We start from the raw sequence: 25,152 nt of genomic DNA on the forward strand, positions 1-25,152 counted from the left end.
TGCGTCACCAGGTGAGCGGAATCTCGGGCTGCTTCGCGCCGGTCGGCGGGACGACGTACTTCTGCAGCGCGTAGCTCATCACGTCACGGAACACCGGTCCTCCTTGCAGACCACCACCCCGAACGCCGTCGCTCGGGTCGTGCAGTACGACGTACGTCACGAACCGTGGGTTGTCGGCCGGAGCAAATCCGGCGAAAGAAGTGGCCCATTTGCCGTAGCGGCCGGTCTTCGGGTCGACCTCCTGCGCCGTACCGGTCTTGCCGGCGACCAGGTAGCCGTCGATCGCGGCCTGCGGTGCAGTGCCCTTCTTCGCGGTCACCGCCTCCATCATGGTGGCGACCTCCTTGGCGGCCTTCGCGCTGACCACCCGGTGCGGCGCGGCCGCCTGGTTCGGCGTGACTGTGCCGTTCGCGTCGATGTAGTTGCGGACCAGCTTCGGCGGCATGTAGACGCCACCGTTGGCGACCGTGTTGACCGCGGCGGCCATCTGGACCGCGTTGGCGGACAGTCCCTGGCCGAAGGCGACGTTCGACCGGGTGATCTCCGGCCACTCGTCGCCCTGCATCAGCCGGCCCTGGCTCTCGCCCGGGAAGTTCAGCCCGGTCGGCTCGCCGAAACCGAAGTCGTGCAGGTACTTCACGAACTGCGGGATCCGCATCTGCTGCGCGGCCATGATCGTGCCGACGTTCGACGACTTCGCGACCACGCCGGCGATGGTCAGGTTCATCGGGCCGTGGTCCCAGTGGTCCTTGATCGTCCGCCGCTGCACCTCGATGCTGCCCGGCACCCGGAGCTTGGTGTTCAGGTCGATCAGGCCGGCGTCGGCCAGCGCCGCCATGGTCGCGACCTTCTGCACGCTGCCGGGCTCGTAGGTGGTCTCCAGCGCGGGGTTGTTCAGGTCCTTGGAGGTGTACGGCTTGTTCGGGTCGAACGTCGGGTAGTTGGCCATCGCCATCAGCTCGCCGGACTTCACGTCCATCACGACCACCGTGCCGGAGCTGGCCTTGTACTGCTCGACCGCCTGCTGGATCCGCTTCTCCGCGAAGTACTGCAGGTCGGTGTCCAGGGTCAGCTGCACACTGACACCGGGCTTCGGCTCCTCGACCGTGTGGTTCGCGTTCGGGATCTTGTTGCCCTTGGTGTCGACCTCGTACATCGCCTTGCCGTCGTGGCCGGACAGCTTGTCGTTCAGGCCGTACTCGAGCCCGGACAGACCCTTGCCGTCGGCACCGGTCACGCCCACCACGGTCGCGGCGATGCTGCCGTTCGGGTGGCTCCGGATCGGGTCGTCCTCGGTGTAGAGGCCGAGCAGCAGCGGGGCCGCCTGGTCCAGCGGCTTGGTCTTGTTCTGCTGGGCGATGGTCGCGTTCGCAGCCTTCATCTCGGCCTGGATCGTGGTCCAGGTCGTCGGGCTCACCTGGTGCGCGAGGTAGGTGAAGCGGCCCTTGCCGGTCATCGCGGCGACCAGCTTCGCGTACGTCGTACCGGCGACCTTCGGCGCCAGGATCGCCGCGAGCTGCTGCGCGACAGGCTTGGTCTGGCTCGGGTCGGCGGTGATCGCGACCGCGTCCTCGGAGACCGCCAGCTCGACGCCGTTCCGATCGGTGATGCTGCCGCGGGACGCGTGCAGGATGGACGGCTGGGTGTTCTCCCTGGTCGCGGCCTGCGCGTAGCTGTCCGGGTCGACACCCTGCAGCAGGATGAGCCGGCCGGCGAACAGCGACAGTACGAACGCCATCACGCCGAACGTCATCCGCAGCCGTACGGCGGGGCGGCCGAGCCGCAGCATCCGCGGTGGCTTGTGCACCTTCCGCTTCTTCGGCCGGGGCTGCGGCCGATTCTGCGGCGGGCGCTTGCGCGCGGACGCAGTCTTCTTGACCGGCCGCTTCGCAGTGCTCTTGACCGGCGCCTTCTTAGCGGGTGCCTTGTTAGCTGGTGCTTTCTTAGCCGGAGCCTGCTTGCGAGGTGCCGCGCCGCTAGGAGCAGGCCGCTTCGCCGCTGCCTTCTTCACCGGACGTGGAGTCGGCCCCTGCTGTTCGGCGCGCGCCTGGCGGAGCAGGCGGTCGCGGGTGGACTCGGGGCGTTGCGGGGTGGTGCGACCACTGTCTGTAGCGGACGGACGACGGGGTTGAGCCTTGCGCGGCGGGTTCTCCCGGCCCGCTGCGGAACCACGCTTGCGTGGCGGCTCGTTTCCCCGTCGATCCGTCATCCGATCATCCCCGTGTGGTCGTGGCGGGTGGCTTCGTCGTGGCCGGCGGCTTCGTCGTCCCCGTCGGCGGCTTGGTCGTCCCTGTCGTCTTGGTTGTGCCAGTCGTCTTGGTTGTGCCAGTCGGCTTAACCGGTGGTTTGACCGGTGTCTTCGTCGTCGGCTTCACGACGGGCGGCTTCTTGGTGGCGGTGCCGGTCGGCGTACCTGGGCCGAACATCGCCGTACCCGTGCCGGCCTTACCTTCCGCCGGTACGCCGAGCACGCGGCCGTCGGACAGCCTCAGGAACACCGGGTTCGGGTTTGGCACCATGCCCATCCGCAGTGCGTTGTCGGACAGGTTCTGCGGCGACTCCAGCGTCCGGACCTGCTTCTCCAGCTGCTCCTGCTGGGCGCGCAGCTGATCGGCCTGGCCGCTCAGCCGGGTGATGTCGAACGTCCCGCTCTGCAGCTGCGTGTTCAGCAGCAGCAGACCGACCAGTCCGGCGGCCAGCAACGACACCACGAAAATGACGAACGGCATCCGCGGCGGCCGGAACGGCGCCCCGTACACAACTCGCAGTCGCGGTTCGGAGCGCTTCTTCGCCGGGACGGGCGTCACCCGCGCCTTCTGCGGGCTGAAGACAGTACTCATCAGGCCACCAGTCCCTTCTCCCGGATTCGTTCGGCCGCTCGCACGCGAGCGGAGGCGGCCCGCGGGTTCACCGCGACCTCCTCGTCGGTCGGCCGTTCGGCTCCCCGGGTCAGCAATTTCAGATACGGCTCATGCCCGGCCGGAATCACCGGCAGGTCGTCGGGTACGTCGGACTTCGTCACCGCGGCGAACGCCTGCTTGGTGATCCGGTCCTCCAGCGACTGGTAACTCATCACGACGATCCGTCCGTGCAGCGCCAGCGATCGGATGGCAGCCGGCAGGGCACGACGCAGTACCTCGAGCTCGCCGTTCACCTCGATCCGCAACGCCTGGAACGTCCGCTTCGCCGGGTGTCCCCCGGTACGACGGGCCGCCTGCGGGATCGCGTTCCGGACGAGCTCGGACAGTCGCGCGCTGTTCGTGAACGGCTCGGTCTCCCGCTCCCGGACGATCCGATCCGCGATCCGGCGGGCGAACTTCTCCTCGCCGTACTGGAACAGGACCCGGGCCAGGTCGGCCGCGCTGTAGGTGTTGACGATGTCGGCCGCCGTGGTCGGGCCGGTCGAGTCCATCCGCATGTCCAGCGGCGCGTCCTGCGCGTAGGCGAAGCCGCGGTCGGCCTCGTCCAGCTGCATCGACGAGACACCGAGGTCGAACAGGATCCCGTCGATCGCCGGCACACCGAGATCCGCGAGTGCTCGCGGCAGCTCGTCGTACACGGCGTGTACGAGAGTGATCCGCTCCTCGTACGGCGCCAGTCGCTCACCGGCCAGCCGCAGTGCGGCCGGATCCCGGTCGAAGCCGATCAGCCGGAGGTCGGGGAACTGCTGCAGAAAGGCCTCGGAGTGACCACCGAGGCCGAGGGTCGCGTCGACCAGGACCGCGCCGGAATGCGCGAGTGCCGGCGCCAGCAGCGCGACCACGCGCTCCAGCATCACCGGCACATGCCGCTCCGCAGCGTTCATCCTCGACCCTTCCCGTCGCCGCGGGAGCGACCCTGCCCCCGCAGGTCTTCTGTGGTGCGGTGGTGCAAGTTGTCGATGGGTACGGCCGGAGACGACTCCGTCCGGTCAGATCGCGGGTACGCCTTCCGGGGAAGTACCTCGAAGCCTTGGCGCCGGGGAAGTGGCGTCAACACTCTTGGTCGGAAGTCGGACCCGTGATCTCACCGGACGGCCGATGTGCTCGCGGTACCGCTCGTCCACTCGTTTGCTGGAAAGTCTGTCGCGTTCAGAAGATGCCTGGCAGCACTTCCTCGGAGAGGTCGGCGAACGCCTGCTCCTGCTCCGCGGAGTACCGGTTCCAGTTCTCCGTGTTCCAGATCTCCACCCGGTTCATCGCCCCGATGACGACACAGTCGCGATCCAGTGACGCGTAATCGCGCAGCATCGGCGGGATGGTGACCCGGCCCTGCTTGTCCGGCATCTCGTTGGAGGCACCGGCGAACAACATCCGTAGGTAGTCCCGCGCACCCTTGTTGGTGATCGGAGCCTGCTTCAACTGCTCGGTCAGCTGGACGAACTCACGCTCCGGCCACACGGACAGCGATCGCTCCTGCCCACGCGTGATCACCAGACCGTCGGCCAGTTCGTCCCGGAACTTGGCCGGCAGGAACAGCCGTCCCTTGTCGTCGAGCTTGGGGAAGTGAGTTCCGAGGAACACGCTCCACCTCCCCGTTGCGGACTCTCCGACTCAGGCGGGTGTTTCCACCACTTCAGTTCCACTGCGCTCCACCTTACTCCACTTTCCACCACCGTCAACCAACTTCCGCCCCATTCCGCCCCCGCGCCGCCTGAATCCGCAGGCGCAAACCTGCGTGTCGCTGCCGCCTCAGCCGTTGCGCGTTCCTCCATTTCGCTCCACCGGGCCGGATCTCCTCCACTTCGCTCCACTGCGCCGGATCTCCTCCACTTCGCTCCACCGAGCCGGCCTCGGAGGGTGAGGTTGAACCGCTCGGGAGGATTGGTCGTGAACCTTCTGGGTGGACAGAACGTCGTACGGGCCGCGCAGTGCTTTTCCCGCCCGTACGCTTGGAGGGACGCGACAGCTGCACACCACAGACCGACCCGCCGTGAGGGCGTGCGCCGATGAACATCGAAACGTCAGGTAACGAAACCCCCGCCGGACTAGGCCCGACCCCTACAGCGGGTGAGAATGTGTCGGCAGTCAACGAATGGGGAGGACACAGAGTGAGCACCACCGCGACCAGCTCGCCGCTGGCAGGAGCCGGGGACTTCGACGAGCTGTCCGAGGTGGCGGGCCGCGTCCGCCGGGCCATGGAGCAGGTGATCGAGGGCAAACCCGACGTGGTCGAGGTCGCCATCACCGTCCTGCTGGCCGAAGGACATCTGCTGATCGAGGACGTGCCGGGCGTCGGCAAGACGATGCTGGCGAAGGCGCTGGCGAAGTCGATCGACTGCACCGTGCGCCGGATCCAGTTCACGCCGGACCTGCTGCCGTCGGACATCACCGGCGTCTCCGTGTTCAACCAGGAAATCCGCGACTTCGAGTTCAAGCCCGGCGCGGTGTTCGCGAACATCGTGGTCGGCGACGAGATCAACCGCGCCTCGCCGAAGACCCAGGCCGCGCTGCTGGAGTCGATGGAGGAGCGCCAGGTCACCGTCGACACCACGACGTACCACCTCGAAGCGCCGTTCATGGTCATCGCGACCCAGAACCCGATCGAGATGGAAGGCACCTACCCGCTGCCGGAAGCGCAGCGCGACCGGTTCATGGCCCGGGTCTCGATGGGCTACCCCGAGCCGGCCGCCGAGCTGCGGATGCTGGACGGGCACGCCGCCAACGACCCACTGCTGAGCCTGCAGCCGGTCACCGACGGACAGCAGATCCTCCGCCTGGTGAAGACAGTGCAGTCCGTGCACGTGTCCGAGTCGGTGAAGGAGTACGCCGTCGCTCTGGTCGGTGCGACGCGCCGCTCGCAGGAGCTCCGGCTCGGCGCCAGCCCGCGGTCGACGCTGCACCTGATCCGAGCAGCTCGTGCGGCAGCCGCACTGGACGCACGCGAGTTCGTACTGCCGGACGACATCCAGGAGCTCGCGGTGCCGGTCCTCGCGCACCGGGTGCTTCCAGCGGCTGAAGCGCATCTCGGTGGGCGCGGTGCAGCCGACATCATCTCCGGGTTGGTGTCCAGCGTGGCCCTCCCCCGTACTCGCCGGGACTGAGACATGCGGCAGGCAATGCGCGGACTGACCACCAGGGGGCGGGCGTTCGTCGCGGCCGGTCTCACTGCTTCGCTGTGCGCACTGCTGCTCGGCCAGAAGGACCTGCTCCGGGTCGGCATCCTGCTGGCGGCACTGCCAATCGTGGCGGCTCTTGTCGTCGGCCGGACCCGGCTGCGGCTGCAGGTACGACGCAGTCTGGCGCCGGACCAGGTCCCGGTCGGGACGCAGGCCACCGTCGAGCTGACCCTCAGCAACCAGGGCCGGATGCCCGCCGGTCTGCTGCTGCTTGAGGACCGTATTCCTTACGTGCTCGGTCACCGGCCGCGGTTCGTCGTCGATCGGGTCAGTCCGAACTGGCGTCGTACCGTCACCTATCCGGTCAAGTCCGACGTACGGGGGTTGTTCCAGGTCGGGCCGTTGATGCTGACGGTCGCCGACCCGTTCGGGCTGGTCGAGACGAGCCGGACGTTCACCCGTAGCCAGCATCTGCTGGTCACGCCGCGGGTCTACCGGCTGCCCGAGATCCGGTTGGGTGCGGACCGGGCCGGCTCGGGCGAGAACCGGCCGCGGGCGATCGCGTCGGCCGGTGAAGAGGACGCGACAGTCCGCGAGTACCGGGACGGCGACGACCTGCGCCGGGTGCACTGGCGGTCGACCGCACGGCGCGGCGAGCTGATGGTCCGCCGCGAGGAGCAGCCTTGGCAGAGCCGGTGCGCGCTGTTCCTGGACGCGCGGACGATCTCGCACCACGGGCACGGACCGTCGTCGAGTCTGGAGTGGGCGGTCAGCGCTGCTGCGTCGGCCGGCATCGACAGGATCCGGCGCGGTTATGTCACCACCATGCTTGGCGGACCGACCACGCTGTCCGCCATCACCCACCGCACTTCCGCGTCGGTGCACCAGCCGCTCACCCAGCAGCAACTGCTGACCGAGTGCGCGACCGTCGAGGAACATAAGTACGCCGAGATCGCCCCGCTCCTCACCGTCGACCGGCATGCGCAGGAGCCGAGTCTGGTGATCGCGATCCTCGGCGCGTGCACTTCTGATGACGTGACTGCCCTGAACCGGTGGCGGACCAGCCAGGCGACCGGCGTCGCACTGCTGCTGGACGCGGCCAGCTGGGCGGTCGGCGCCGAGGCGACCGAGAAGGCGGCCCGGCTGACCGCCGCCACGGACGTCACCGAGAACGAGCTGCGTCGGAACGGCTGGCGAGTAGTCAGAGTCCGCCGCGGCGACCACCTGCCGACAGTGTGGTCCGGCCTAGGACTACGGAGCGGAAGAATCGCATGACAGGACATGCCAGGCTCTCTATCGCTGCATGGGGAGCGACCGTACTTGGGTCGCTTGTTCTGACGCCGGTGTTCTCCGGGCCGTTCCTGTTCATCAGTGCGTTCCTGTGCGCCGTGGTGACCGGGACCGGCGTCCTGCTGCAGAACCTGCGCACCCCGCGGATCGTCGTACCGATCGTCCAGCTGTTTGTGCTGGTGGAGCTGCTGTCGCTGTTCTTCCTGCACGGGACGATGAAGTTCGGGCTGATCCCCTGGAAGGGCACCGTCGTCGAGTTCAACTCGCAGATGGTCGATGCGATGGACTCGATCAACCGGTTCAGCGCGCCGCTGCCGCAGGACACGCATCTGACGCTGTTCGCGGTCTCGGTGATCGCCGCGACCGGGTTCCTGGTCCACGTCATCGCCGTACAGCTGCGACAGGCTGCGTGGTCCGGTTTGCTGCTGCTGATCATGTACACCGTTCCGGCCGCGACCGTGCACGGCGGTCTGCCGGCTCTGTTGTTCATCCCGCCGGCGATCGGCTACATCGTCCTGCTGTCCGCGGAAGGCCGCAGCCGGCTCAGCCGCTGGGGCCGCCGGATCTCCGGCGTCTCGCACCTCGACGCGGCCGAGCCCGTCGAGGCATCGGCGCTCGGGCAGGCCGGACGACGGATCGGGCTGACCGTGGTCGCGATCGCCGCGCTGCTGCCCGCCTTGCTGCCGGCGCTGCCGGAAGGCGTGATCGGCAACGGTCTGGCCGGCGGCGGTACCGGCAACGGCATCGGGGCTTCGATCTCGTCGACCGATCCGATGCTGGACATGGGCAAGAACCTGAAGCGCGGCGACAACGTCGTCGCCCTGACCTACAAGGGTGGTCCGTCGGGCGGCTCGTACCTGCGGCTGACCGCACTCGACCTCTTCGACGGCAACACCTGGCGGATCGCGCCGCGCTCCGACGGGCACAAGATCAGCGGCGACCTGACACCGCCGCCCGGCTACACCGGTGACCTGACCAAGGTCCCGCAGACCTCGATGGAGATCGACGTCACCCGGACCTTCCGGTCCCAGTTCGTCCCGGTCCCCTACCCGCTGCGCTCCATCTCGCTGAAGAAAGACTGGCAGTACGACGCGGGCTCGCTCGACGTGGTCTCGACGAACGGCTCGATCGTCGGCGGCAAGAAGTACAAGCTGACGTCGTACGACCTGGAGCCGACACCGGAGCAGCTGCACGACTCGATCACCACTGGCGCGCCAGACGAGTACACGCTCACCGTTCCGCAGAAGACGCCGCAGGACATCAAGCAGAAGACCTACGAGATCACCGGCGCGGCCGCGAACAACAAGTTCGAGGCGGCCGTGCTGATCCAGAACTGGTTCCGCAGCGGCGGTGGCTTCACCTACAGCACCGCGAACGCCAAGGGCAGCGGCATGTCCGCGCTCGAGGACTTCCTGCTGAAGAACAAGGAAGGGTACTGCGAGCAGTTCGCGACCGGGATGGCGCTGATGGCCCGGATCATCGGGATCCCGTCCCGGGTCGGGATCGGCTTCCTGCCCGGGCAGGCCGGCAAGGACGGCGAGTACACGGTCCGGATGCACGACATGCACGCCTGGCCGGAGCTGTACTTCGAGGGCATCGGCTGGGTCCGGTTCGAGCCGACGCCTTCCGCCCGGGTCTCGGCCACGCCGAACTGGACCGTCACCACCAGCGGAGATCCGACCAGCCCGACGACCGCGCCGACCAGCGTCGCGACGACGCCCGGCGGTGCGGAGACTCCGGGGATCGACAAGCCGCGGCACGACCCGAACCTGCCGGACCAGAGCGGCATCCCGATCGTTGGCTCCGGCAACTGGTTCACCAACGGCGGCGGTCAGGTGATAGCCGGGGGGCTCGGCGTGATCCTGCTGCTGTGCATCCCGTGGCTGATCCGGGTACTGACCCGCCGACGGCGGTTCCTGAGACCTCCTGGCCGGCAAGCGGCCGAGGGCTTGTGGGCCGAGGTCCGGGACACCGCGCGCGACCTGGGCCTGGACTGGTCCGAGGTCTCGACGCCACGGCAGACCGGTCAATGGCTGATGACGAAGCTCCCGGAGGAGACGCATCCGGCCGCGCGCAGATTGGCGCGCGGAATCGAAGGACTGCGGTACGCCGGTAACGCGAACCTCGACATCGACCTCCGCCCCGAGGCAACCGCCGTACGCACGGCCCTCTGGAGCCAAGCGCCGGCCCGCCGCCGCTGGCGGGCGCGCTTGCTGCCGCCGTCGTGGCGCTGGTACCTAAGCCGAGGCTCCACCGAAGCCTCCGACCTCCTCGACGAGTTCGACCTGCTCCTAGCCCGCCTCCGCTCCCTAGCCCTCCCCAAACGCCCCCACACCAACTAGGCCATCCGAGGCGCTCCGGCCCAGCCGGCCGCTGACCCCAGGTCTCCGGCCAGCCGACGGCCGCCGCCTCGGCACCCCGGCATTTGGCTGGCTGACCCACCAAGTTGGCTGGCTGACCCAGCAAATTGGCTGGCTGACCCAGCAAATTGGCTGGCTGACCCACCAAGTTGGGGGTTCCTGACCCTGAATCACGGTCAGGAACCCACGAGCTCGTGGGTCAACCAGCCAAATGGGACACGGCTCACGGGCACACCGGGAACGCGGCGTGGTTCTTGGGTGTAGAAACGACCACACCCGTCCCACCAGGGCACGGGTGTGGTCGAAGAGTTGGGTGCGCTCAGGCGCGGGTCAGAGGTCCTCGTCGCGGCGGCGGCGCCAGCGGTCTTCCATCCGCTCCATGAAGCTGCCGGACGAGTCGTGTTTTGTCCGGTGCCGTTTGGTCGGCGGGGGCGGCGGGATGTCGTCGGACTCCCCCGCGTTGCTGATCCGCTTCATGCTGAGCGCCGCGATGTACAGACACGCGACCATCATCACGAAGCCGATGACGCCGATAATGGTGTTCGGGATGATCGCGCCGGTCATCAGCACGACGATGCCCAGCACGAATCCAACGCCGGCAAGCACTGCCCGCCGCTTGTAGTACAAGCGCACATTGGTCCCACGCATGGCGGAAACGAACTTCGGGTCTTCCGCAGCAAGGGCGCGTTCGAGCTGCTCGAACTGGCGCTGCTCTTCTTCCGAGAGGGGCACCGTCGATCCCTCCATGATGAGCGCGATCTCGATAGGCCGCCTTCAGTCTAGGCCGCGCGTGCCTGACACGAAACCCTGACCGGCTGTCCAGCGCGTCACGGTCCCGCAACTGCCCCAACTGGACCGGTCCCAAACTCGTGTACTTCGGCGTGTCGCTCACAGCCGGTAGACAGGAATCACCACCTGACCGTGCCACAGGTAGCCCACCCGTCACCCTCCGTCGCAACCACCTCCGGTACGCCGGCATCCGCCGCACCACTCAGCGTGGCGAGAATCTGGTCAGCGGGTGGCGAGGATGTGGAGTTGGGTGGCTAGGGCTCGGAATGCGGGGTGCTGGCTGGCGGCGCGCTCGAGTTCGGCGAGGGAGTCGGCGGCTCCGGGCTCGGAGTCTACGAACGCGGAAGGCACCAGGTCGGCGAACGTGCGCACACCGTGGACCGTGTGCACCATGAACCCGGCGTCGGCGAGCTGCGCCGTGATCCCGGCCTCGTCGAACCGCCGCGGCATCGGATCGGTCGCACCCCAGCGCCCGTCCGGATCCTGCAGCGCGATCCGCGCCTCGGCCAGGTGACCGGCCAGCGCACGAGCCAGCACCACGGCGTTGCGCTGGGCAACGAGCAGACTGAGTACGCCGCCTTCTCGTAATACCGACGCCATCGCCTGCAAAGCCTGCACCGGATCGTCGACGACCTCGAGCACTCCATGGCACAGTACGGCGTCCGCACTCGACTCCCCTGCCAGCCCGGGCAGCTCGGTCGCGTCACCCTGCACGCCGCGGACCAACTTGCTCACACCTTCGTCACTGGCCCGTCGCTCCAGCGACGCCAGCGCATCCGGGCTCGGGTCGACCACTGTCACCCGATGCCCTTCGACTGCCAACGGAACCGCGAACCCACCGGTCCCGCCGCCAAGGTCGACGATGTCCAGTCCCGCTCCCGGATCGGTACGTCCTCGTCCGGCCAACGCAACGCGCAACGCCTCGCCCACCAACGCGGTCCGAACGCTTCGCCGTCGCCGATCCACCATCAACCCTCCAGCCGATCCCCCATCACCACCCCACCGCGCCACACCCTACTTCCACCCCAACCCCGCGGATTGCTCCCGGGTCGCATGCCTGAGGTCAGCTGCTGATCACGCGGGCTTGCGGGCGACGACGTACAGGCGGCGCGTGGTTTCGGAGCGACTGGTGATCGGCCCGCGGAGGTACCACTCGACGTCGGTCAGGCCGGCGGCCTCTACGACGTTCACGATCTGACTCGGCTCGTACAGGACGTAGTCGAGGTTGACCTCCTGGCCGAGGAACTCCTCGACGTGGCGGACCTCGGCGCCGGCGTGGAGGGCGAGCACCAGCCAACCATCGGGGTCGAGCGGACGGCTGAGTGCGGCGATCGCATCCGGTAGTTCCGACGCGGCCAAGTGGATGAGCGAGTACCAACCGAGAACGGCCGCCCAACCGGAACTCGTCCGTGGGCGACCAAGCCGACGGAGGTCTCCGACCTCGAAGCTGCGGTCGGGGAAGCGTCGCCGCGCCTCGGCGACCATCTCCGGCGAGAGATCGATGCCGGTGGCATCCGCATCACGATCGGCCAGGTATGCCGTGATGTGGCCGGGACCCGAACCGACCTCGATCACTGGGCGACCGTCGGCGTGGGCGATCACCCGGTCGAGCAGCCACCTCTCGAACGGCAGCCCGTCGAGCTCGTCCAGCAACTCATCCGCGTACGTCGTCGCCACAGCGTCGTACGCCGAACGCACCCGAGCGTCACGCACTTCGGTGCCGTCGGCGATGACCGTGTCGCGGTCGACAGACTCGATGACCGCTACTGCTTCCTCCTCGGGAATCGGACCGAGGAGGTGGATCCAGCGACGGTCGTGCTGACCGGCGCGGCGCTCCAGCTCACGCACTAGCGGTTCGGGGCGGGCGGCCATCCGCCGCAGGCACGCCTCGACATCGGACCGGTCGTCGAACTTGTGGAGCCGCTCGGTCCGGGTCCGCAGTTCGCCGGGCGCCTGTGCGCCGCGCAGCAGCAAGACCGTGATCAGCGCCCGCTCGTCGACCTCGAGTCCGAGCTTCTCGTCCAGGGTCTGGTGGTACTTGAGCGTCCGACGGCCGGTGTCGACCCAGACGATCCGCAACAGCTCCCGATCCCGAAGCGACCGCGCGGCCCGCTCTACGGTCCCTTGGTCGTATTCGACGACAGGGTCGCGGTTGCTGGCTTGATTGCACGCCATCCGGAGTGCGTTGGCTGTCAGGGGGTACGACGCAGGAACTGTGGACTGCTTCTCCAGCAGACTCCCGAGCACCCGCTGATCCTCAGCATCCAGAACAGGAAGATCACTCACCCGCCCGACCCTAGTTCCCATCCGGGCCGAGCGAGCCATCCGAACGGCTCGAACCCTCAGCCGCGCCGGTAGGTGAGTGACTCGAACCCGATCAGCCGGGTTGATAGGTCTCTGGGAGGGTGAGGGGCTCGAAGGCGGTGCCGTTGCAGGCGGGGCAGAGGGCGTCGGACTGGATGCCGGAGCCGGCGCACTGGGTGCACAGGCCGTCGTGCCAGGCTTCACCGGAAAGGGCGTGGTGCGGGCGGGGGTAGTGAGTGTCCGGCAGGTAGCACTCGGCTCCGGTGAGGGCATGCACGCGACCACACAGGTCCGTACCCAGTCCTCTCGAGGTTTCGCTCACGGTCGGGATCTCCTCAGTGCTGGTGAAGACGCTGGTGAAGGCTGGTGGGTCAGCTGGCTTGCATCCAGGGTTGGGTCAGGACGGACTGCGGGTCGGTGGTGGCGGTGAGCACCGGGGTCGTGGACAGCCGCAGGCTGGCCTCCACCTGGTCGTAGAACATGTCGGCCGCGCGGATCAGGTCGTCCGCCTCGCGAGTGGTGACGGCACGTGCCAGGCCCGCCTCGGCCGCGGCGCGCTGGGCGGCGCCGGCAGCGAAGAACGCTGCCCATTCGCCGAACTCCGGCGCGACCTCGGCCAGCAGCACCCAGGCGTTGCGCTGAACCCGACGGCGGCTGCCCGAGCGGACCGGGCGAGCCCGGACTGCGAGCACCGCGGCCGCGACCCGGAGCGCCGCGACGTGGGCGCTCGAGTAGCGGAGCAGGTGGTCGGTCGTCTCCGTGGCCTCGGTCAATGCGGCACGAGCCCGGAACAGCTCTCGGCTGGCCGCGCCGGCGGCAGCCGGCGACACCGGTGAAACAGTCATCGGTCGGTCACCCTCTCCAGTTGCCAACGACCCGAGTCCGGGTCGTGGGCGAGATCGAACAACTCACGGCGGCCGTGCCGGCCGCATCCTGCTTCGACCCGGAACACCGTGCGCTCCGGTCCCCAATCCGCATCCAGCACCCCGACCGCCGCCGGGCTCGTGTCCACAACTGCGGGGTATCCGGAGGAGAGCGTGGCGGCGGCACGCGAACGGGGGGTCGCTGCCGCCGCCACGCCGGCCGAGTGAGTCCGGGCAGGACGGGTGGTGCGCACTCCCGAGCAGGCCTCGGCGACCATGGCCGCGTCGATCCGGGCCGGCAGCACTTCGGGCTGCGCGGGGCGCTGGGCGCGCGGGTCGTGGATGGCACCGGCGCCGATGATGCCGCGCTCCCACCAGGCGGCGGTCTCGGTCCACTGGGACCTGAGCGCGCAGACCCGCCAGAGGCGACCGCGCCAGAGGAACTGGTCCGGGGTCTCGATGCCGTCCACGAACACCGAGTGCACCTCGACAGCGTCGTCGAACTCCCACATGTTCCATCGCCTCCTCTGATTACGCTTCCCCTGTTTGACGGCTGAGTCGACGGCCCGGCGGGTAGGCACGGGGTGGGGGTCGAGGTCCACCCCGGTGCCCGGCCCGCCGGGACCACCGGATTCCGATGCGGCCGCAACTCCGCACCGGAGCCGTCCAGCTGTCCGGCTCACCTCGGCCCGGTCTCCCGACGAAACCGGACCCGAGGTAATCGAACATCTGTTCGAACACTGGAAGCGTATCGCCGCCCACCGACAATCGTCAACGGCCGGGCCGCCCGGCGCGCCGGGCTCACGAGGCGATCTCTCCATCTGCACGTGAGTCATGCTTCCGGACGCCACCGACAGTTTCCGCAGAGCGAAACCGGGATGCCCGGCAGAGAGCGTCCGCATAGGCTGCGAAGGGTGAGCAGTCATCCCAATGTGCAGAAGGTGGCCGACGCCCTGGCGGCGGCCGGAGCCACCGGCGAGATCGTGATCCTGGACGAGGCGGTGCCGACCGCGGCCGCCGCGGCGGCGGAGCTCGGCTGCGAGGTCGGCGCAATCGCCAACAGCCTGATCTTCGCCGGCGACGGCGCCCCGGTTCTCATCCTCACCTCAGGCGCGCATCGCGTCGACACGGCGAAGGTCGCGGCCGAGCTCGGGATCGGGAAGCTGAAGCGGGCCACGCCGGAGTTCGTGAAGGAGCACACCGGTCAGTCGATCGGCGGTGTCGCCCCGGTCGGGCACCCGGGCAGGGTCCCGACCTACGTCGACAGCGCCCTGGAGCAGTACGACGTGATCTGGGCTGCCGCCGGCATCCCGCACTCGGTCTTCCCGACGACGTACGCCGAGCTGCTGAAGCTCACCGAGGGCACGCCGATCACGGTCAACTGAGTACGGCGGGAATCGCCGTACGCACGAATCGTCGGGTCAGCCCGGCGCGGGTGTGCCGCCACCACGGCCCGGTCCGGACCTCCGGCCCGTAGCGGCGGCGCCTGATGTCCTCGACGACGTCCGCGGGCGCGCCGAGATGGGGCAGCACGTCGAACGCCACGCGCTTGGTGATCAGGTCGCCCGTGGCCAGCGTGACGTGCGCGCGGGCGATCGTGAGCAGGCTGAGGTCGACCCAGATGTCGGCGTACCAGTTCGCCCGTTTCCGGGTGACCGGGAGCCAGAAGTCGCGCAGGTCGCGGCGGATGAACTCGAACAGCTCCTCGTCGGTGGTTGCCGGTAGCAACTCCGACGGCGGCGGGCCGAACAGCGTGCGGTTGCCGATGGCAAGCTCTCGCCGGGTCACCGGAGTCACCGGACGGTCGAAGTACCGCTCGTGAGCGAAGGTCGGGTGCCGGACCGAGAGGTCGGCCAGGTCGGTCATGTACGAGCAATGGAGTTTCGCGGCGAGCGGGAAGTCGCGGATCAGTTGGCGGTGCACATCGGCGACCGCGTCGGGTGGTGGCGTCGACGCCACCACGATCACGTCCAGGTCGCTGCGTCCCAGCTGGTAGTCGCCCAGTGCGAGCGAGCCGTGCAGCCAGACCGCCTCGACAGCAGCCACTTTGCGCACTGACGTGACGAAGCCGTCCAGCACCTGCTGGACGGCTTCGTCGATCACGGCAACCAGATTAGATGGCTGGTCGCACGTCCACGTCGGCAGCCCGTACGTAGGCCATCCGGTGGCCGAACCAGATCTCGTAGTACTTGTCCTTGCCGAGCACCTGGACGTGGTCGGTCGGCGGCTGCCCGTCGAACGTCACGGCCCGGTAGTAGTCGGTCTCGATGTTCAGGTCAGCGGCCGGGTAGGCCTGACCCGCGCTGATCGAGTACTGCAGCGGCGTCACCGTCTGGTACGGAATACCGGTGGGGTACGCCGCCTGCTCCGGATACGCACGCCCGTAGACCGGCACCGACGTCTTCCCCGCCTTCGGCTTCACGACCAGACCGGGCTTCGAGAACGCATCCGGATGGGCTGCCGGGCTCTTGAACCACCCCAGCGCGCCCAGGTACCAAACGGCCACCCAGTCGCCCTGACGCTGCGCCACGACGTACTGCGAACCCGCTGCGGCCCGTGAGCCCATGTCGGAGACGTCTGTGGTGCCGTCGATCCCGGTCGGGTGCAGTCCGATGTCCTTGACCAGCGGAGCGTTGTCGTCCGGCGACTGGCGCAGGTAGACGAAGTTCGTGCCCTGCGGCGTGCAGGTGGTGGCCGGGGCGTCACAGTTGCTGACGACCTGGACGTTGTCCTTGAAGCCCGGCTTGATCGTGACGATCGAGCCGGCGCGGACCGGCAGTACGGACTTGCCCCAGATCGGCGCACCGAGCAGGTCGAAGTAGTGCTCCCAGTCCCAGTAGGGTCCCGGGTCCCAGTGCATGCCGGCGACCGTCGACGGGACCGTGCCCGGCACCTGGTCGTGCCCGATGATGTGGGCCCGGTCGAGCGGGATGTTGTTCTTGACGGACAGGTACTTCACCAGCTTGGCCGAGTTGCGGTACATCGACTCGGTGAACCAGGTCGCGCCCTGCGGGGCGAAGCCCTCGTGCTCGATGCCGATGCTGTGCATGTTCACGTACCAGTTGCCGGCGTGCCAGGCGACGTCCTTGGCCTTCACGTGCTGCCAGGTGTGCCCGTCGGACGACCGCATGGTGTAGTTCCAGCTCACGTACGTCGGGTCCTGCACCAGGTTCAGCACGCCCTGCCAGGTGCCCTCGGTGTCGTGGATGACGATGTAGTCGATCTTGCCGGTCTTCGGCCGGTTGGCGAGGTCGTGGTTGCCGTAGTCACCCGTCGTACCGAAGGTCGAGTACGGCGCCGGCAGCCACTCGCAGTCGAGTGACGCCGGGCACTCCACGTCCGACTTCGACGGCTGCACTCCGGCCGGCAGCGAGAGCTTGTTGACCTGCGCCTTGTCCGGCTTGGCGGCGGCTGCGACGGCCGGCATCACGATCTGCTGGCCGGTGTTCGTCGTACGGGCCGCACCCTTGGCCATGATCGAGTAGACGTCGTCGGCGAACCCAGCGGCACCGACCTTGTCCCCCGACTCGGCGTACGACGCCACAGCGCCGTACCACTCGGCCGGGGAGGTCGTCGCACCAAGCGGCAGGCCGAGCGACTTCTGGTACGACGCCAGCACCGCAGCGCCACCGGTGATGTTCGCAGTGATGTCGGTGCGCAGCGCGGTGGCGTCAAGGCCGGTCAGCTTGGACGCCTTGTCCAGCGTCTGCAGCGACTCGGCCGTGGCGACCTTCTGCTTGCCGGAAAGGTCCGCGACCTCCGACGCACCCAGTGCGGTGAGGTGCATGGGGCCGTAGCCACCTGACGTGCTCGGCGCGCCGGCGTGGTCGTCCCAGCGCGACTCGGCGTACGAGACGGCCAGCAGGACGGACTCCGGTACGCCGTACTTCGCAGCGGCCGCGCTGTACGCAGTCGCGGCCACAGCCGACGGCGCGGACGGCGCCGGCGCCGGGGAGGCCTCGGCGGGTGGACCTCCCAACGACACGCCGACCAGGGCGGCCGGCAGCGCTACCGCAGCTAGTGCGGCAAGAATCTTCGGACGACGCAGCATGATGTTCTCCTGAACCCGAGGGCGGGATGCCGGTCACACAGACTGGCAGCCTAGTCACTGTGAGTCGAGGCGACGCGGAAGTCAACGGTTAACCAAAACTCACGTAACAAGGTTCGATACTGACTAAATCACGCGGCCACTGACGGTTACGGAGCAGAATCGATGGAAGCGCTGCCGCTGGCGGTCACGGCCGGCTGGGCCAGTGGCGTGAATGCCTATGCCTGCGTGCTGATTCTCGGTCTGCTGGGCCGGTTCGCGGGGGCCGACGACGTGCCGCACTCGCTGACCACGACGCCGGTGCTGATCGCAGCGGGTGTGCTGTTCGCGTTCGAGTTCGTCGCGGACAAGATCCCGTACGTCGACTCCGCCTGGGACGCGATCTCGACCGTCATCCGGCCGACCATCGGCGCCATCCTGGCCGCGCTGCTCTCCGGCCAGGCGAGCACGCTGCACCAGGCGATCATCGCGACCACCGGCGGTCTGGTGGCGCTGCTCTCGCACAGCGTGAAGGCGAGTCTGCGGCTCGCGATCAACACCTCCCCCGAGCCAGTCACGAACATCGCCGCGTCTTCCGGAGAGGATGTGGCGGTCGCGGGTGTGATGTCGCTGGCCGCCTTCCATCCGGTGGCCGCGCTCATCATCGCCGGCATCCTGCTGATCCTCGGACTGATCGCGGTGTACTTCGCGTTCCGGTTCATCCGACGCGGTTATCGCAGATTCAAAGCCTGGCGCGAGAAACGAAGTACCCCTGCAACCGGAAGCAGTGCTGCCTGATGGCCAATGTGATCGTCGTCGGAGCTGGCCTGGCCGGTCTGGCCAGTGCTGTTCGTCTGGCCAAGCTCGGCCACGAGGTGACCATCTGCGAACAGAACGAGCATCTCGGTGGAGTCCTCGGCCGCATCGAGGCAGACGGCTTCAGCTGGGATGCCGGTGCGGCGAGCACGACGCTTCCGGCCGCACTGCGCGACCTGTTCCGCAAGAGTGGCCGTCCGATCGAGAGTCTGGTCCAACTGGAGCCGGTGACCGAGCCGCGCCGCCACATGTTCTCTGACGGCTCTGTGCTCGACCTGCCGGTCAGTGACCGCGGCGCGCAGGAGGAGGCCTGGACAGACCTCGCCGGTGTTGCTGTGGCCGAGCAGTGGACCGCACTGGTCGACGCGTACGGCGACACCTGGCAGCTACTCCGGAAGACCTCACTAGAGCCACCGCTCGAGGACAAGCTGCCCATCAAGACCATCCGCGCTCTCAAGCCCTGGCAGTCGCTGGAGAAGGTTGCACAGCGCGAGCTGAGCGACGAACGGGCCCGTGCGGTACTGCGGCACTTCGCAGCGCAAGGTGGTTCGGACGCGACCCTCACGCCGGGGTACGTCGGTGTCTGGTCATACCTGGAACGCACGTTCGGCCGCTGGACGATCGCAGGTGGCTTCGGTGCACTCGCGGACGCTCTGGTGCAGCGGGCCAGCGAACGGAAGATCACCGTCCGCACCAGCGCGGAGGTGGTCGCTGTAACGACGTCCGCCGGCGCAGTGACGGGCGTGCGGCTCGCTGACGGCACCGAGCTGGCGGCCGACATCGTTGTGAGCGACGTCGACCCACGCGTGCTGTACGAGACCTTCGTCGACGACCCGGTGGCCAAGAAGGCCCGCAAGAAGGTCCTGACGACCCACCAGGCCCAGGCGGCGTACGTCGTACATCTCGGGCTGAAGGACCCTGTTCCGGAGCTGCCGTTCGAGACCGTGCTGCACGGTACGCCGACCGTAGTCGTCCGGACTGGTGGTACGGCGCCGGCCGGGCACACAGCGTGGTCGGTGCTGGTCCACGGCTACCCCACCGACGACGTACTGGACCTGCTGGTCGCGCGCGGCCTGCCTGTCCGGGACAACGTGGTGTCGCGGCAGACGTCGCCGTCCTGGTGGGCCGGAGTGGCCTGGGAGGGCTACCGGACCGCCCGCCGGCGGGCCTCGAACGTGTCTCCGGTGAAAGGTCTGTACTGCGTCGGCGCGGGTGCGCACCCGGGCTCCGGTGTGCCCGCCACCACACTCGGCGCGGCGATTGTGGCCGACGCAATCGGTAAGGCCTGAGACCCCGGTGGGGTTGGACACGGAAGCCAACTAAGATTGGTTGTTCCTGTGTTCTGTGTCGGGGTGGTTCCCGGCGGTAGAGAGGACCTCGGTGGATCAAACCCCCACATCGGCCGATCACGACAACCCTGACAGCGTGGAGCGGGCGGAGCTGGCGGCTGAGCAGCAACACGTCGACCGGGTGTACGGCCGGGTCGAGGAAGCCGCCCGGTCGGCGTCACGAATCGCCGTCGAGGGTCACCAGCGTGGCCAGGCGCAGAACGTCGGCCGCGTCCGTGACGAAGAGCAGACCGGTCTGTACGAGCGGGATGTGCTCGTGTTCGCCGCTGCCCGCCGGATCGCCGAGCTCGACGCCGAGCACGAGGGCCTGGTCTTCGGCCGGCTCGACTCCGACCAGGGTGACGACCAGCCGCCGGTCGCGGCCGCGAGCGAGCTCGACAAGCTGTACGTCGGCCGGATCGGTGTCCGGGACGCGGAGTACGAGCCGCTGGTGATCGACTGGCGCGCCCCCGCGGCCGAGCCGTTCTACCGGGCCACCCCGACCGACCGGCAGAAGGTCGTCCGGCGCCGAGTACTGCGGAACAAGGGTCCGCGGATCGCCGGTCTCGAGGACGACCTGCTGGCGCCGGAGCGGGCGCCGGAGGACCTGCCGGTGATGGGTGAGGGCGCGCTGATGGCCTCGCTGTCCCGCGCCCGCGGTCACACGATGCGCGACATCGTCGCCACGATCCAGGCCGAGCAGGACGAGGCGATCCGGGCACCAGCACGCGGTGTCACCGTCATCGGTGGTGGACCGGGCACCGGAAAGACCGTGGTCGCGCTGCACAGGGCGGCGTACCTGCTCTACAGCGACCGGCGTCGCTTCGAACGTGGCGGCGTACTGGTCGTCGGACCGTCCGCTGCGTTCATGGCGTACATCGAGCGGGTCCTGCCGAGCCTTGGTGAGAACACGGTGTCGCTGCGGGCAGTCGGTGAGCTGGTCGACGGTGTGAAGGCCACTGCGGTCGACGAGGCCGTGGCTGCGTCGGTCAAGGGCTCTCTGCGGATGCGCGCCATACTGGCGCGAGCTGCCCGCGACCGGGTGCCGAACGCGCCGACCACGCTGCGCGTGTACATCGGTGGCGCCACGGTCGAGCTCGACACCAACCAGCTCGACAACGTACGCCGGAACGCGCTGCGGCGTACTGCACGCAACCGGGCCGGTGCCGACGCGCGGAAGGGGCTGATCGCCGCACTGTGGCAGCGGTTCCCCGAAGACCTGCGAAATGGGCCATTCGGCGACCGTGAGTCGTTCGGCGACCGCGTTGGCGACACTCCGGCGTTCCGGACGTTCTTCAGTCAGTGGTGGCCGATGCTGACGCCTGAGGCGGTACTGCGCTGGCTCGGCGACCCACGCCGGCTGCAGCGCTGGGCCCGGAACGACCTGACCCCGGCAGAGGTCGACGCACTCGCCACGGCGATCCGGTCGACGGACGAGTTCACCATTGCCGACGTTGCGTTGCTGGACGAGCTGACCACGTTCCTCGGCCTCCCGCCGGCGGTGGAGAACACCGATGAGGAGTTCGACTGGCTGGAAGGCCTGAGCGACGGCGTCAACGAGGTGCTGACCACCTCCGAGCGCCGAGCCCGCGCTGCGGCGGCGCGGGACGCGGAGGAGCCGGAGGAGTACGCGCACGTGCTGGTGGACGAGGCACAGGACCTCTCCCCCATGCAGTGGCGGATGGTCACCCGGCGCGGGCCGCAGGCCAGCTGGACGATCGTCGGCGACCCGGCGCAGAGCTCCTGGCCGGACCCGGATGAGGCACGGGCCGCGATGGACTCGATGCTGTCGCACCTGCAGCGGCACACGTTCCGGCTGTCCACGAACTACCGGAACTCGGCGGAGATCTACGCGTTCGCCGGTGAGGTGATCCGGCAGTCCATCCCAGACGCGGATCTGCCGAACGCAGTCCGCAGTACCGGAGTGGAGCCGGAGCACCGGATCTTCGACGACGGCAAGGTCGCGGAGGCCGCCGGTGATGCGGCCGCCGAGCTGCGCCAGCTGGTCGAGGGCACGGTCGGCGTCATCGTGCCGCCGAAGCTGCGCCCCGCTGTCGACCAGGTGCTCGCAGAGCTGGGCGACCCACGGGTGGTGTCGGTCACGCCGTTGGAGTCCAAGGGCCTCGAGTACGACGCTGTGGTGGTCGTCGAGCCGGACCGCATCGTCAGCGACACGCTAGGCGGCGTCCGCGCCCTCTACGTTGCCCTGACCCGAGCCACCCAACGCCTCATCACCGTCAACAGCACCACCCACTGGCTGCCTTAGCCGCGCGGTACGACGTACGACACGAGGTCGGCATCGTCGGCTGACAGGTCGAGCCAGCGGCAGGTGAGGTGGAGGACGGTGAGGCCAGAGGTGGGGTACTTCTGGGTGAGCTCGACTCGCTCGGGGCTGGTGCCGTCGAGGGCGAGCTCGTCGGCCAGCCACGGGATGCCGGGGGCGTGGCCGACGACGATCACGGTGCGGGCCTCGGGCGGGGCGTCGTGGATGACGTCGAGGAGCTCTTCCGTGCTGGCATCGTAGATCCGCTTGTCGTACCAGACGTCGGTCGCGGTCACGCCGGCGTCGGCAACCTGCTTCCAGGTCTCGCGGGTGCGCTTCGACGGCGAGCACAGGACCAGGTCCGCTTCGATGCCTTGGGCAACGAGATAGCGGCCGGCCGCGCTGGCGTCGGCACGGCCGCGATCGGCCAGCGGTCGGTCGAAGTCCGGCGACTGGGGCATCGACTCCGGTGGCACCGCCTTGGCGTGCCGGAGCAGGACGAGAGTGCGGTCGATCAGCAGGTCCGACGGGTCAGCCATTGCGTCAGGATACGACCGATGACGTGAGGTTCAGGAAGACCTGTCGGGTTGCTGTGGATCTGTTCAAGGTAATGAAATGAATGCCCGGTGCTCCGCCGGCCAGCAGGCGTTCGCACAGCTCGGTCGCGAGCTCGATACCGACCTCGCGGACTGCCGTCGGCTCGTCCTCGACGGCGAGCAGCCGATCGGTGACGGCCGTCGGCAACGCCATACCGGTCAGCTCGGCCATCCGCTGGATCTGCTTGATGTTGGTGACCGGCATGATGCCCGGCAGCACCGGCATGTCGCAGCCGAGCGCCGCGGCCCGATCGACCAGCCGGAAGTAGTCGTCGGCGCCGAAGAACATCTGGGTGATCGCGTAGTCGGCGCCGGCCTGTGACTTGGCGGCGAGCACCTGCGCGTCCGCCTCCAGCGAAGCCGCCTCCGGATGCTTGTCCGGGAAGGCGGCGACACCGACGCAGAAGTCGCCGAGGGACCGGATCAGCTCGACCAGCTCGACCGCGTGGTTCAGGCCCTCAGGGTGCGCGACCCAGGGCTGGTTCGGTCCGCCGGGCGGGTCGCCGCGGAGCGCGAGCATGTTGCGTACGCCGGCGCCGGCATACGCACCGACCACCGAACGCAGCTCGTCGCGGGAGTGCGCGACGCAGGTCAGGTGACCGAGCGGAGTGAGGGACGTGTCCTGCGCAACCCGCTCGGTGACCCGGATCGTGCCGTCCCGAGTCGTCCCGCCGGCGCCGTACGTGATCGAGACGAAGGTCGGCCGCAGCTGCTCGATCTCACGGATCGACCGCCACAGCACCTCCTCGGCCTCGGGCGTCTTCGGTGGGAAGAACTCGAACGAGAAGGACCGGTCTCCGGACGCGAGCAGCTCACGGATCGTCGGCGTACCGCCGGGAAGCGTCGAGGGAAGACCATTGGCCATGCCGCTCAGGTTACCCGCGGTGGCCCTTCCCGTCAGCCCACCGACTACGCTCCGAGACGTGGATGGCGATGTGGACATTGCGGCCGAGGTCCAGCGGGCGCTGAGCGGGTTCCTCGACCGGCAGGAGGAGCGGCTGGCGGCGATCGGGCCGGAGCTGTCCGAGCAGGTGCAGGCCGCGCGGGACGCGACCAGCGGCGGCAAGCGGCTGCGTCCGTCCTTCTGTTACTGGGGTTTCCGGGCCGCGGGCGGTGATCCGGCGCTGCCGATTCTGACCGCCGCGGCGAGCCTGGAGATGCTGCACGTCAGCGCCCTGGTCCACGACGACGTGATGGATTCTTCCGACGTACGCCGGGGTGCACCGGCTGCTCATCGCCGGTTCGAGGCCTTGCAGCGTGAGCGGGCCGAGAAGACCGGGCATGGTGCTGATCCGGTCGGTTTCGGAATTGGTGCGGCGATCCTGCTCGGGGATCTGTGTCTGATCTGGGCCGACGAGCTGCTCCACACCTCCGGATTCGACGCGGCTGCCTTGGCGCGAGCCGAGCAGTACTTCGACGCGGTCCGGGTCGAAGTGACGGCTGGGCAGTACCTCGATCTGCTCGCGCAGGCGAGTGGTGAGTCGGACATGGATCTGGCCCTGCGAGTACTGCGGTACAAGTCGGCGACGTACACGATCGAGCGGCCGCTGCATGTCGGGGCGGCGTTGGCCGGGGCGGACTCGCGGTTGATCTCGGCGCTGTCGGGTTATGGGCTGCCGTTGGGCGAGGCGTTCCAGTTGCGGGACGATCTGCTCGGTGTGTTCGGTGATCCGGCGCTGACGGGCAAGCCGGCCGGGGACGATCTCCGCGAGGGCAAGCGGACGGTTCTGATCGCGTACGCGATCGACCACGCGTCGCAGGTCCAGCTGTCCGAGTTCAACCGGCTGTTCGGTCGTCCGGACCTCGACGACGACGAGATCCAGCTGCTGCGCGAGATCCTCCAGGACTCCCGCGCCGTACAGGCTTGCGAAGACCTGATCACCAACCGGACCGAGGACGCGCTCGATTCACTCGACCGGGCTCAGCTCGCCGACGATACGACTCGCAAGGCCCTGACCGACCTGGCCATCGCAGCGACCTCGCGCCAGGTCTAGTCGTCGGCCAGTAAGGCGATGAGGCGGAGAAGCTCGGCTGTGGCCGGAAGGTTGCCGAGGATGATGACTTTGAGGACGGCTCGGTCCTCGTCGTAGATGGTTTCGGCCTTCAGGTGGACGGCTTCCGGCTGGTTGAGGGCGCCGAGGATGTGGGTGCTGATGCGGTCCGCGGTGGCGCGGTCGACGGCGTCGATGTGGACGATGCTGGAGGCCTCGACATGCCTGCTGGACCGGTCGACGTCGATGACGGCAGTGGGGGTGCCGGTGAATGCCTCGAGGTCCTCGCGGGTGATGCGGTACTGCTTGCCGATCCGCACGGCCTTGAGCCGCCCGTCGCGGACGTAGTTCCGGATCGTGCGGACGTGCAGACCGAGCCGGTTCGCCACCTGCTCGACCGAGTACAGCTCCTGAGCCATGCCCACCAGGCTACGGCAGCTTCCTTAGAATTCCCTATAATTGGCTCGTTAGAGGCATTTAGGGTATTT

The 25,152-nt window shown here is 68.4% G+C and carries 23 protein-coding genes; 8 read left to right on the forward strand and 15 right to left on the reverse strand.

Annotation, left to right across the window (positions count from 1 at the left end):
* Nucleotides 1-4: 4 nt before the first annotated feature.
* The 4 genes from EV650_RS10700 to mraZ form a co-directional block, all read right to left on the reverse strand.
* Nucleotides 5-2,209 (reverse strand): peptidoglycan D,D-transpeptidase FtsI family protein, encoded by a 2,205-nt coding sequence (locus EV650_RS10700; RefSeq protein WP_238174131.1) that lies wholly within the window; start codon nucleotides 2,207-2,209, stop codon nucleotides 5-7.
* Nucleotides 2,210-2,213: 4 nt separating this feature from the next.
* Complete coding sequence (gene ftsL / locus EV650_RS10710) at nucleotides 2,214-2,840, reverse strand: cell division protein FtsL (RefSeq protein ID WP_238174132.1); 627 nt, start codon at nucleotides 2,838-2,840, stop codon at nucleotides 2,214-2,216.
* Nucleotides 2,840-3,805 (reverse strand): 16S rRNA (cytosine(1402)-N(4))-methyltransferase RsmH, encoded by a 966-nt coding sequence (rsmH, locus tag EV650_RS10715; protein ID WP_134117810.1) that lies wholly within the window; start codon nucleotides 3,803-3,805, stop codon nucleotides 2,840-2,842. Before rsmH ends, ftsL begins: the two co-directional genes overlap by 1 nt.
* Nucleotides 3,806-4,070: 265 nt before the next feature.
* On the reverse strand, nucleotides 4,071-4,502 hold the full coding sequence (gene mraZ, locus EV650_RS10720; RefSeq protein ID WP_130446673.1) for a division/cell wall cluster transcriptional repressor MraZ: 432 nt from the start codon (nucleotides 4,500-4,502) through the stop codon (nucleotides 4,071-4,073).
* Between the two features lie 581 nt (nucleotides 4,503-5,083).
* On the opposite strand from mraZ, the gene EV650_RS10725 reads away from it, so the two are divergent.
* The 3 genes from EV650_RS10725 to EV650_RS10735 all read left to right on the forward strand — a co-directional run bounded on the left by EV650_RS10725 (nucleotide 5,084) and on the right by EV650_RS10735 (nucleotide 9,669).
* On the forward strand, nucleotides 5,084-6,022 hold the full coding sequence (locus tag EV650_RS10725) for an AAA family ATPase (protein WP_439648784.1): 939 nt from the start codon (nucleotides 5,084-5,086) through the stop codon (nucleotides 6,020-6,022).
* Nucleotides 6,023-6,025: 3 nt separating this feature from the next.
* The gene (locus EV650_RS10730) at nucleotides 6,026-7,312 is read left to right on the forward strand and encodes a DUF58 domain-containing protein (RefSeq protein ID WP_134117812.1); all 1,287 of its coding nucleotides are present in this window, start codon (nucleotides 6,026-6,028) and stop codon (nucleotides 7,310-7,312) included.
* A gap of 68 nt (nucleotides 7,313-7,380) precedes the next feature.
* Nucleotides 7,381-9,669, forward strand: coding sequence for a transglutaminase TgpA family protein (locus EV650_RS10735; RefSeq protein WP_238174133.1), 2,289 nt, complete (start codon nucleotides 7,381-7,383; stop codon nucleotides 9,667-9,669).
* 348 nt (nucleotides 9,670-10,017) lie between these two features.
* Here the strand turns inward: EV650_RS10735 and EV650_RS10740 are convergent, their stop codons facing one another.
* The 6 genes from EV650_RS10740 to EV650_RS10765 all read right to left on the reverse strand — a co-directional run bounded on the left by EV650_RS10740 (nucleotide 10,018) and on the right by EV650_RS10765 (nucleotide 14,155).
* On the reverse strand, nucleotides 10,018-10,434 hold the full coding sequence (locus EV650_RS10740) for an SCO2097 family morphological protein (RefSeq protein ID WP_238156975.1): 417 nt from the start codon (nucleotides 10,432-10,434) through the stop codon (nucleotides 10,018-10,020).
* Nucleotides 10,435-10,698: 264 nt separating this feature from the next.
* Complete coding sequence (locus EV650_RS10745) at nucleotides 10,699-11,445, reverse strand: methyltransferase domain-containing protein (protein ID WP_134117816.1); 747 nt, start codon at nucleotides 11,443-11,445, stop codon at nucleotides 10,699-10,701.
* Between the two features lie 105 nt (nucleotides 11,446-11,550).
* A complete protein-coding gene (locus tag EV650_RS10750; protein ID WP_202874455.1) occupies nucleotides 11,551-12,762 on the reverse strand; it encodes a DUF480 domain-containing protein in 1,212 nt (403 codons plus the stop codon).
* 91 nt (nucleotides 12,763-12,853) lie between these two features.
* The gene (locus EV650_RS10755) at nucleotides 12,854-13,102 is read right to left on the reverse strand and encodes a hypothetical protein (RefSeq protein ID WP_134117818.1); all 249 of its coding nucleotides are present in this window, start codon (nucleotides 13,100-13,102) and stop codon (nucleotides 12,854-12,856) included.
* Between the two features lie 49 nt (nucleotides 13,103-13,151).
* Nucleotides 13,152-13,625, reverse strand: a complete 474-nt coding sequence (locus tag EV650_RS10760) for an SAV_6107 family HEPN domain-containing protein (protein WP_134117820.1) — start codon at nucleotides 13,623-13,625, stop codon at nucleotides 13,152-13,154.
* Nucleotides 13,622-14,155: a DUF6504 family protein gene (locus EV650_RS10765; RefSeq protein WP_134117822.1), complete on the reverse strand. Its 534-nt coding sequence runs from the start codon at nucleotides 14,153-14,155 to the stop codon at nucleotides 13,622-13,624. The genes EV650_RS10760 and EV650_RS10765 overlap by 4 nt, the downstream gene beginning before the upstream one ends.
* A 402-nt stretch (nucleotides 14,156-14,557) precedes the next feature.
* Between EV650_RS10765 and EV650_RS10770 the strand changes: the two genes are divergently transcribed.
* Nucleotides 14,558-15,028, forward strand: a complete 471-nt coding sequence (locus EV650_RS10770; protein WP_134117824.1) for a YbaK/EbsC family protein — start codon at nucleotides 14,558-14,560, stop codon at nucleotides 15,026-15,028.
* Here the strand turns inward: EV650_RS10770 and EV650_RS10775 are convergent.
* Complete coding sequence (locus tag EV650_RS10775; protein WP_202874456.1) at nucleotides 15,021-15,746, reverse strand: nucleotidyltransferase domain-containing protein; 726 nt, start codon at nucleotides 15,744-15,746, stop codon at nucleotides 15,021-15,023. The genes EV650_RS10770 and EV650_RS10775 overlap by 8 nt on opposite strands.
* A 10-nt stretch (nucleotides 15,747-15,756) precedes the next feature.
* Entirely contained in the window at nucleotides 15,757-17,694 is a 1,938-nt protein-coding gene (locus EV650_RS10780) for an N-acetylmuramoyl-L-alanine amidase (protein WP_134117826.1), read from the reverse strand.
* A gap of 162 nt (nucleotides 17,695-17,856) precedes the next feature.
* On the opposite strand from EV650_RS10780, the gene EV650_RS10785 reads away from it, so the two are divergent.
* The 3 genes from EV650_RS10785 to EV650_RS10795 all read left to right on the forward strand — a co-directional run bounded on the left by EV650_RS10785 (nucleotide 17,857) and on the right by EV650_RS10795 (nucleotide 22,080).
* Nucleotides 17,857-18,468 carry a DUF4126 domain-containing protein gene (locus EV650_RS10785; RefSeq protein ID WP_134117828.1) on the forward strand — a complete coding sequence of 204 codons (612 nt, stop codon included), beginning with the start codon at nucleotides 17,857-17,859 and terminating at the stop codon, nucleotides 18,466-18,468.
* Nucleotides 18,468-19,775, forward strand: a complete 1,308-nt coding sequence (locus EV650_RS10790; RefSeq protein ID WP_134117830.1) for a phytoene desaturase family protein — start codon at nucleotides 18,468-18,470, stop codon at nucleotides 19,773-19,775. The genes EV650_RS10785 and EV650_RS10790 overlap by 1 nt, the downstream gene beginning before the upstream one ends.
* Nucleotides 19,776-19,911: 136 nt before the next feature.
* A complete protein-coding gene (locus tag EV650_RS10795) occupies nucleotides 19,912-22,080 on the forward strand; it encodes a HelD family protein (protein WP_369409950.1) in 2,169 nt (722 codons plus the stop codon).
* On the opposite strand, the gene EV650_RS10800 is transcribed toward EV650_RS10795, so the two are convergent.
* Both EV650_RS10800 and metF read right to left on the reverse strand, forming a co-directional pair.
* Nucleotides 22,077-22,616 (reverse strand): SixA phosphatase family protein, encoded by a 540-nt coding sequence (locus EV650_RS10800; RefSeq protein ID WP_134117833.1) that lies wholly within the window; start codon nucleotides 22,614-22,616, stop codon nucleotides 22,077-22,079. The genes EV650_RS10795 and EV650_RS10800 overlap by 4 nt on opposite strands.
* Nucleotides 22,617-22,620: 4 nt before the next feature.
* Nucleotides 22,621-23,538, reverse strand: coding sequence for a methylenetetrahydrofolate reductase [NAD(P)H] (metF, locus tag EV650_RS10805; RefSeq protein ID WP_134117835.1), 918 nt, complete (start codon nucleotides 23,536-23,538; stop codon nucleotides 22,621-22,623).
* Between the two features lie 58 nt (nucleotides 23,539-23,596).
* On the opposite strand from metF, the gene EV650_RS10810 reads away from it, so the two are divergent.
* Nucleotides 23,597-24,667 carry a polyprenyl synthetase family protein gene (locus EV650_RS10810; RefSeq protein ID WP_238174134.1) on the forward strand — a complete coding sequence of 357 codons (1,071 nt, stop codon included), beginning with the start codon at nucleotides 23,597-23,599 and terminating at the stop codon, nucleotides 24,665-24,667.
* Here EV650_RS10810 and EV650_RS10815 read toward each other — a convergent pair.
* Entirely contained in the window at nucleotides 24,664-25,083 is a 420-nt protein-coding gene (locus tag EV650_RS10815; protein WP_134117839.1) for a helix-turn-helix domain-containing protein, read from the reverse strand. The genes EV650_RS10810 and EV650_RS10815 overlap by 4 nt on opposite strands.
* Nucleotides 25,084-25,152 lie beyond the last annotated feature (69 nt).

Source organism: Kribbella kalugense (assembly GCF_004365875.1).
GTDB lineage: Bacteria > Actinomycetota > Actinomycetes > Propionibacteriales > Kribbellaceae > Kribbella > Kribbella kalugense.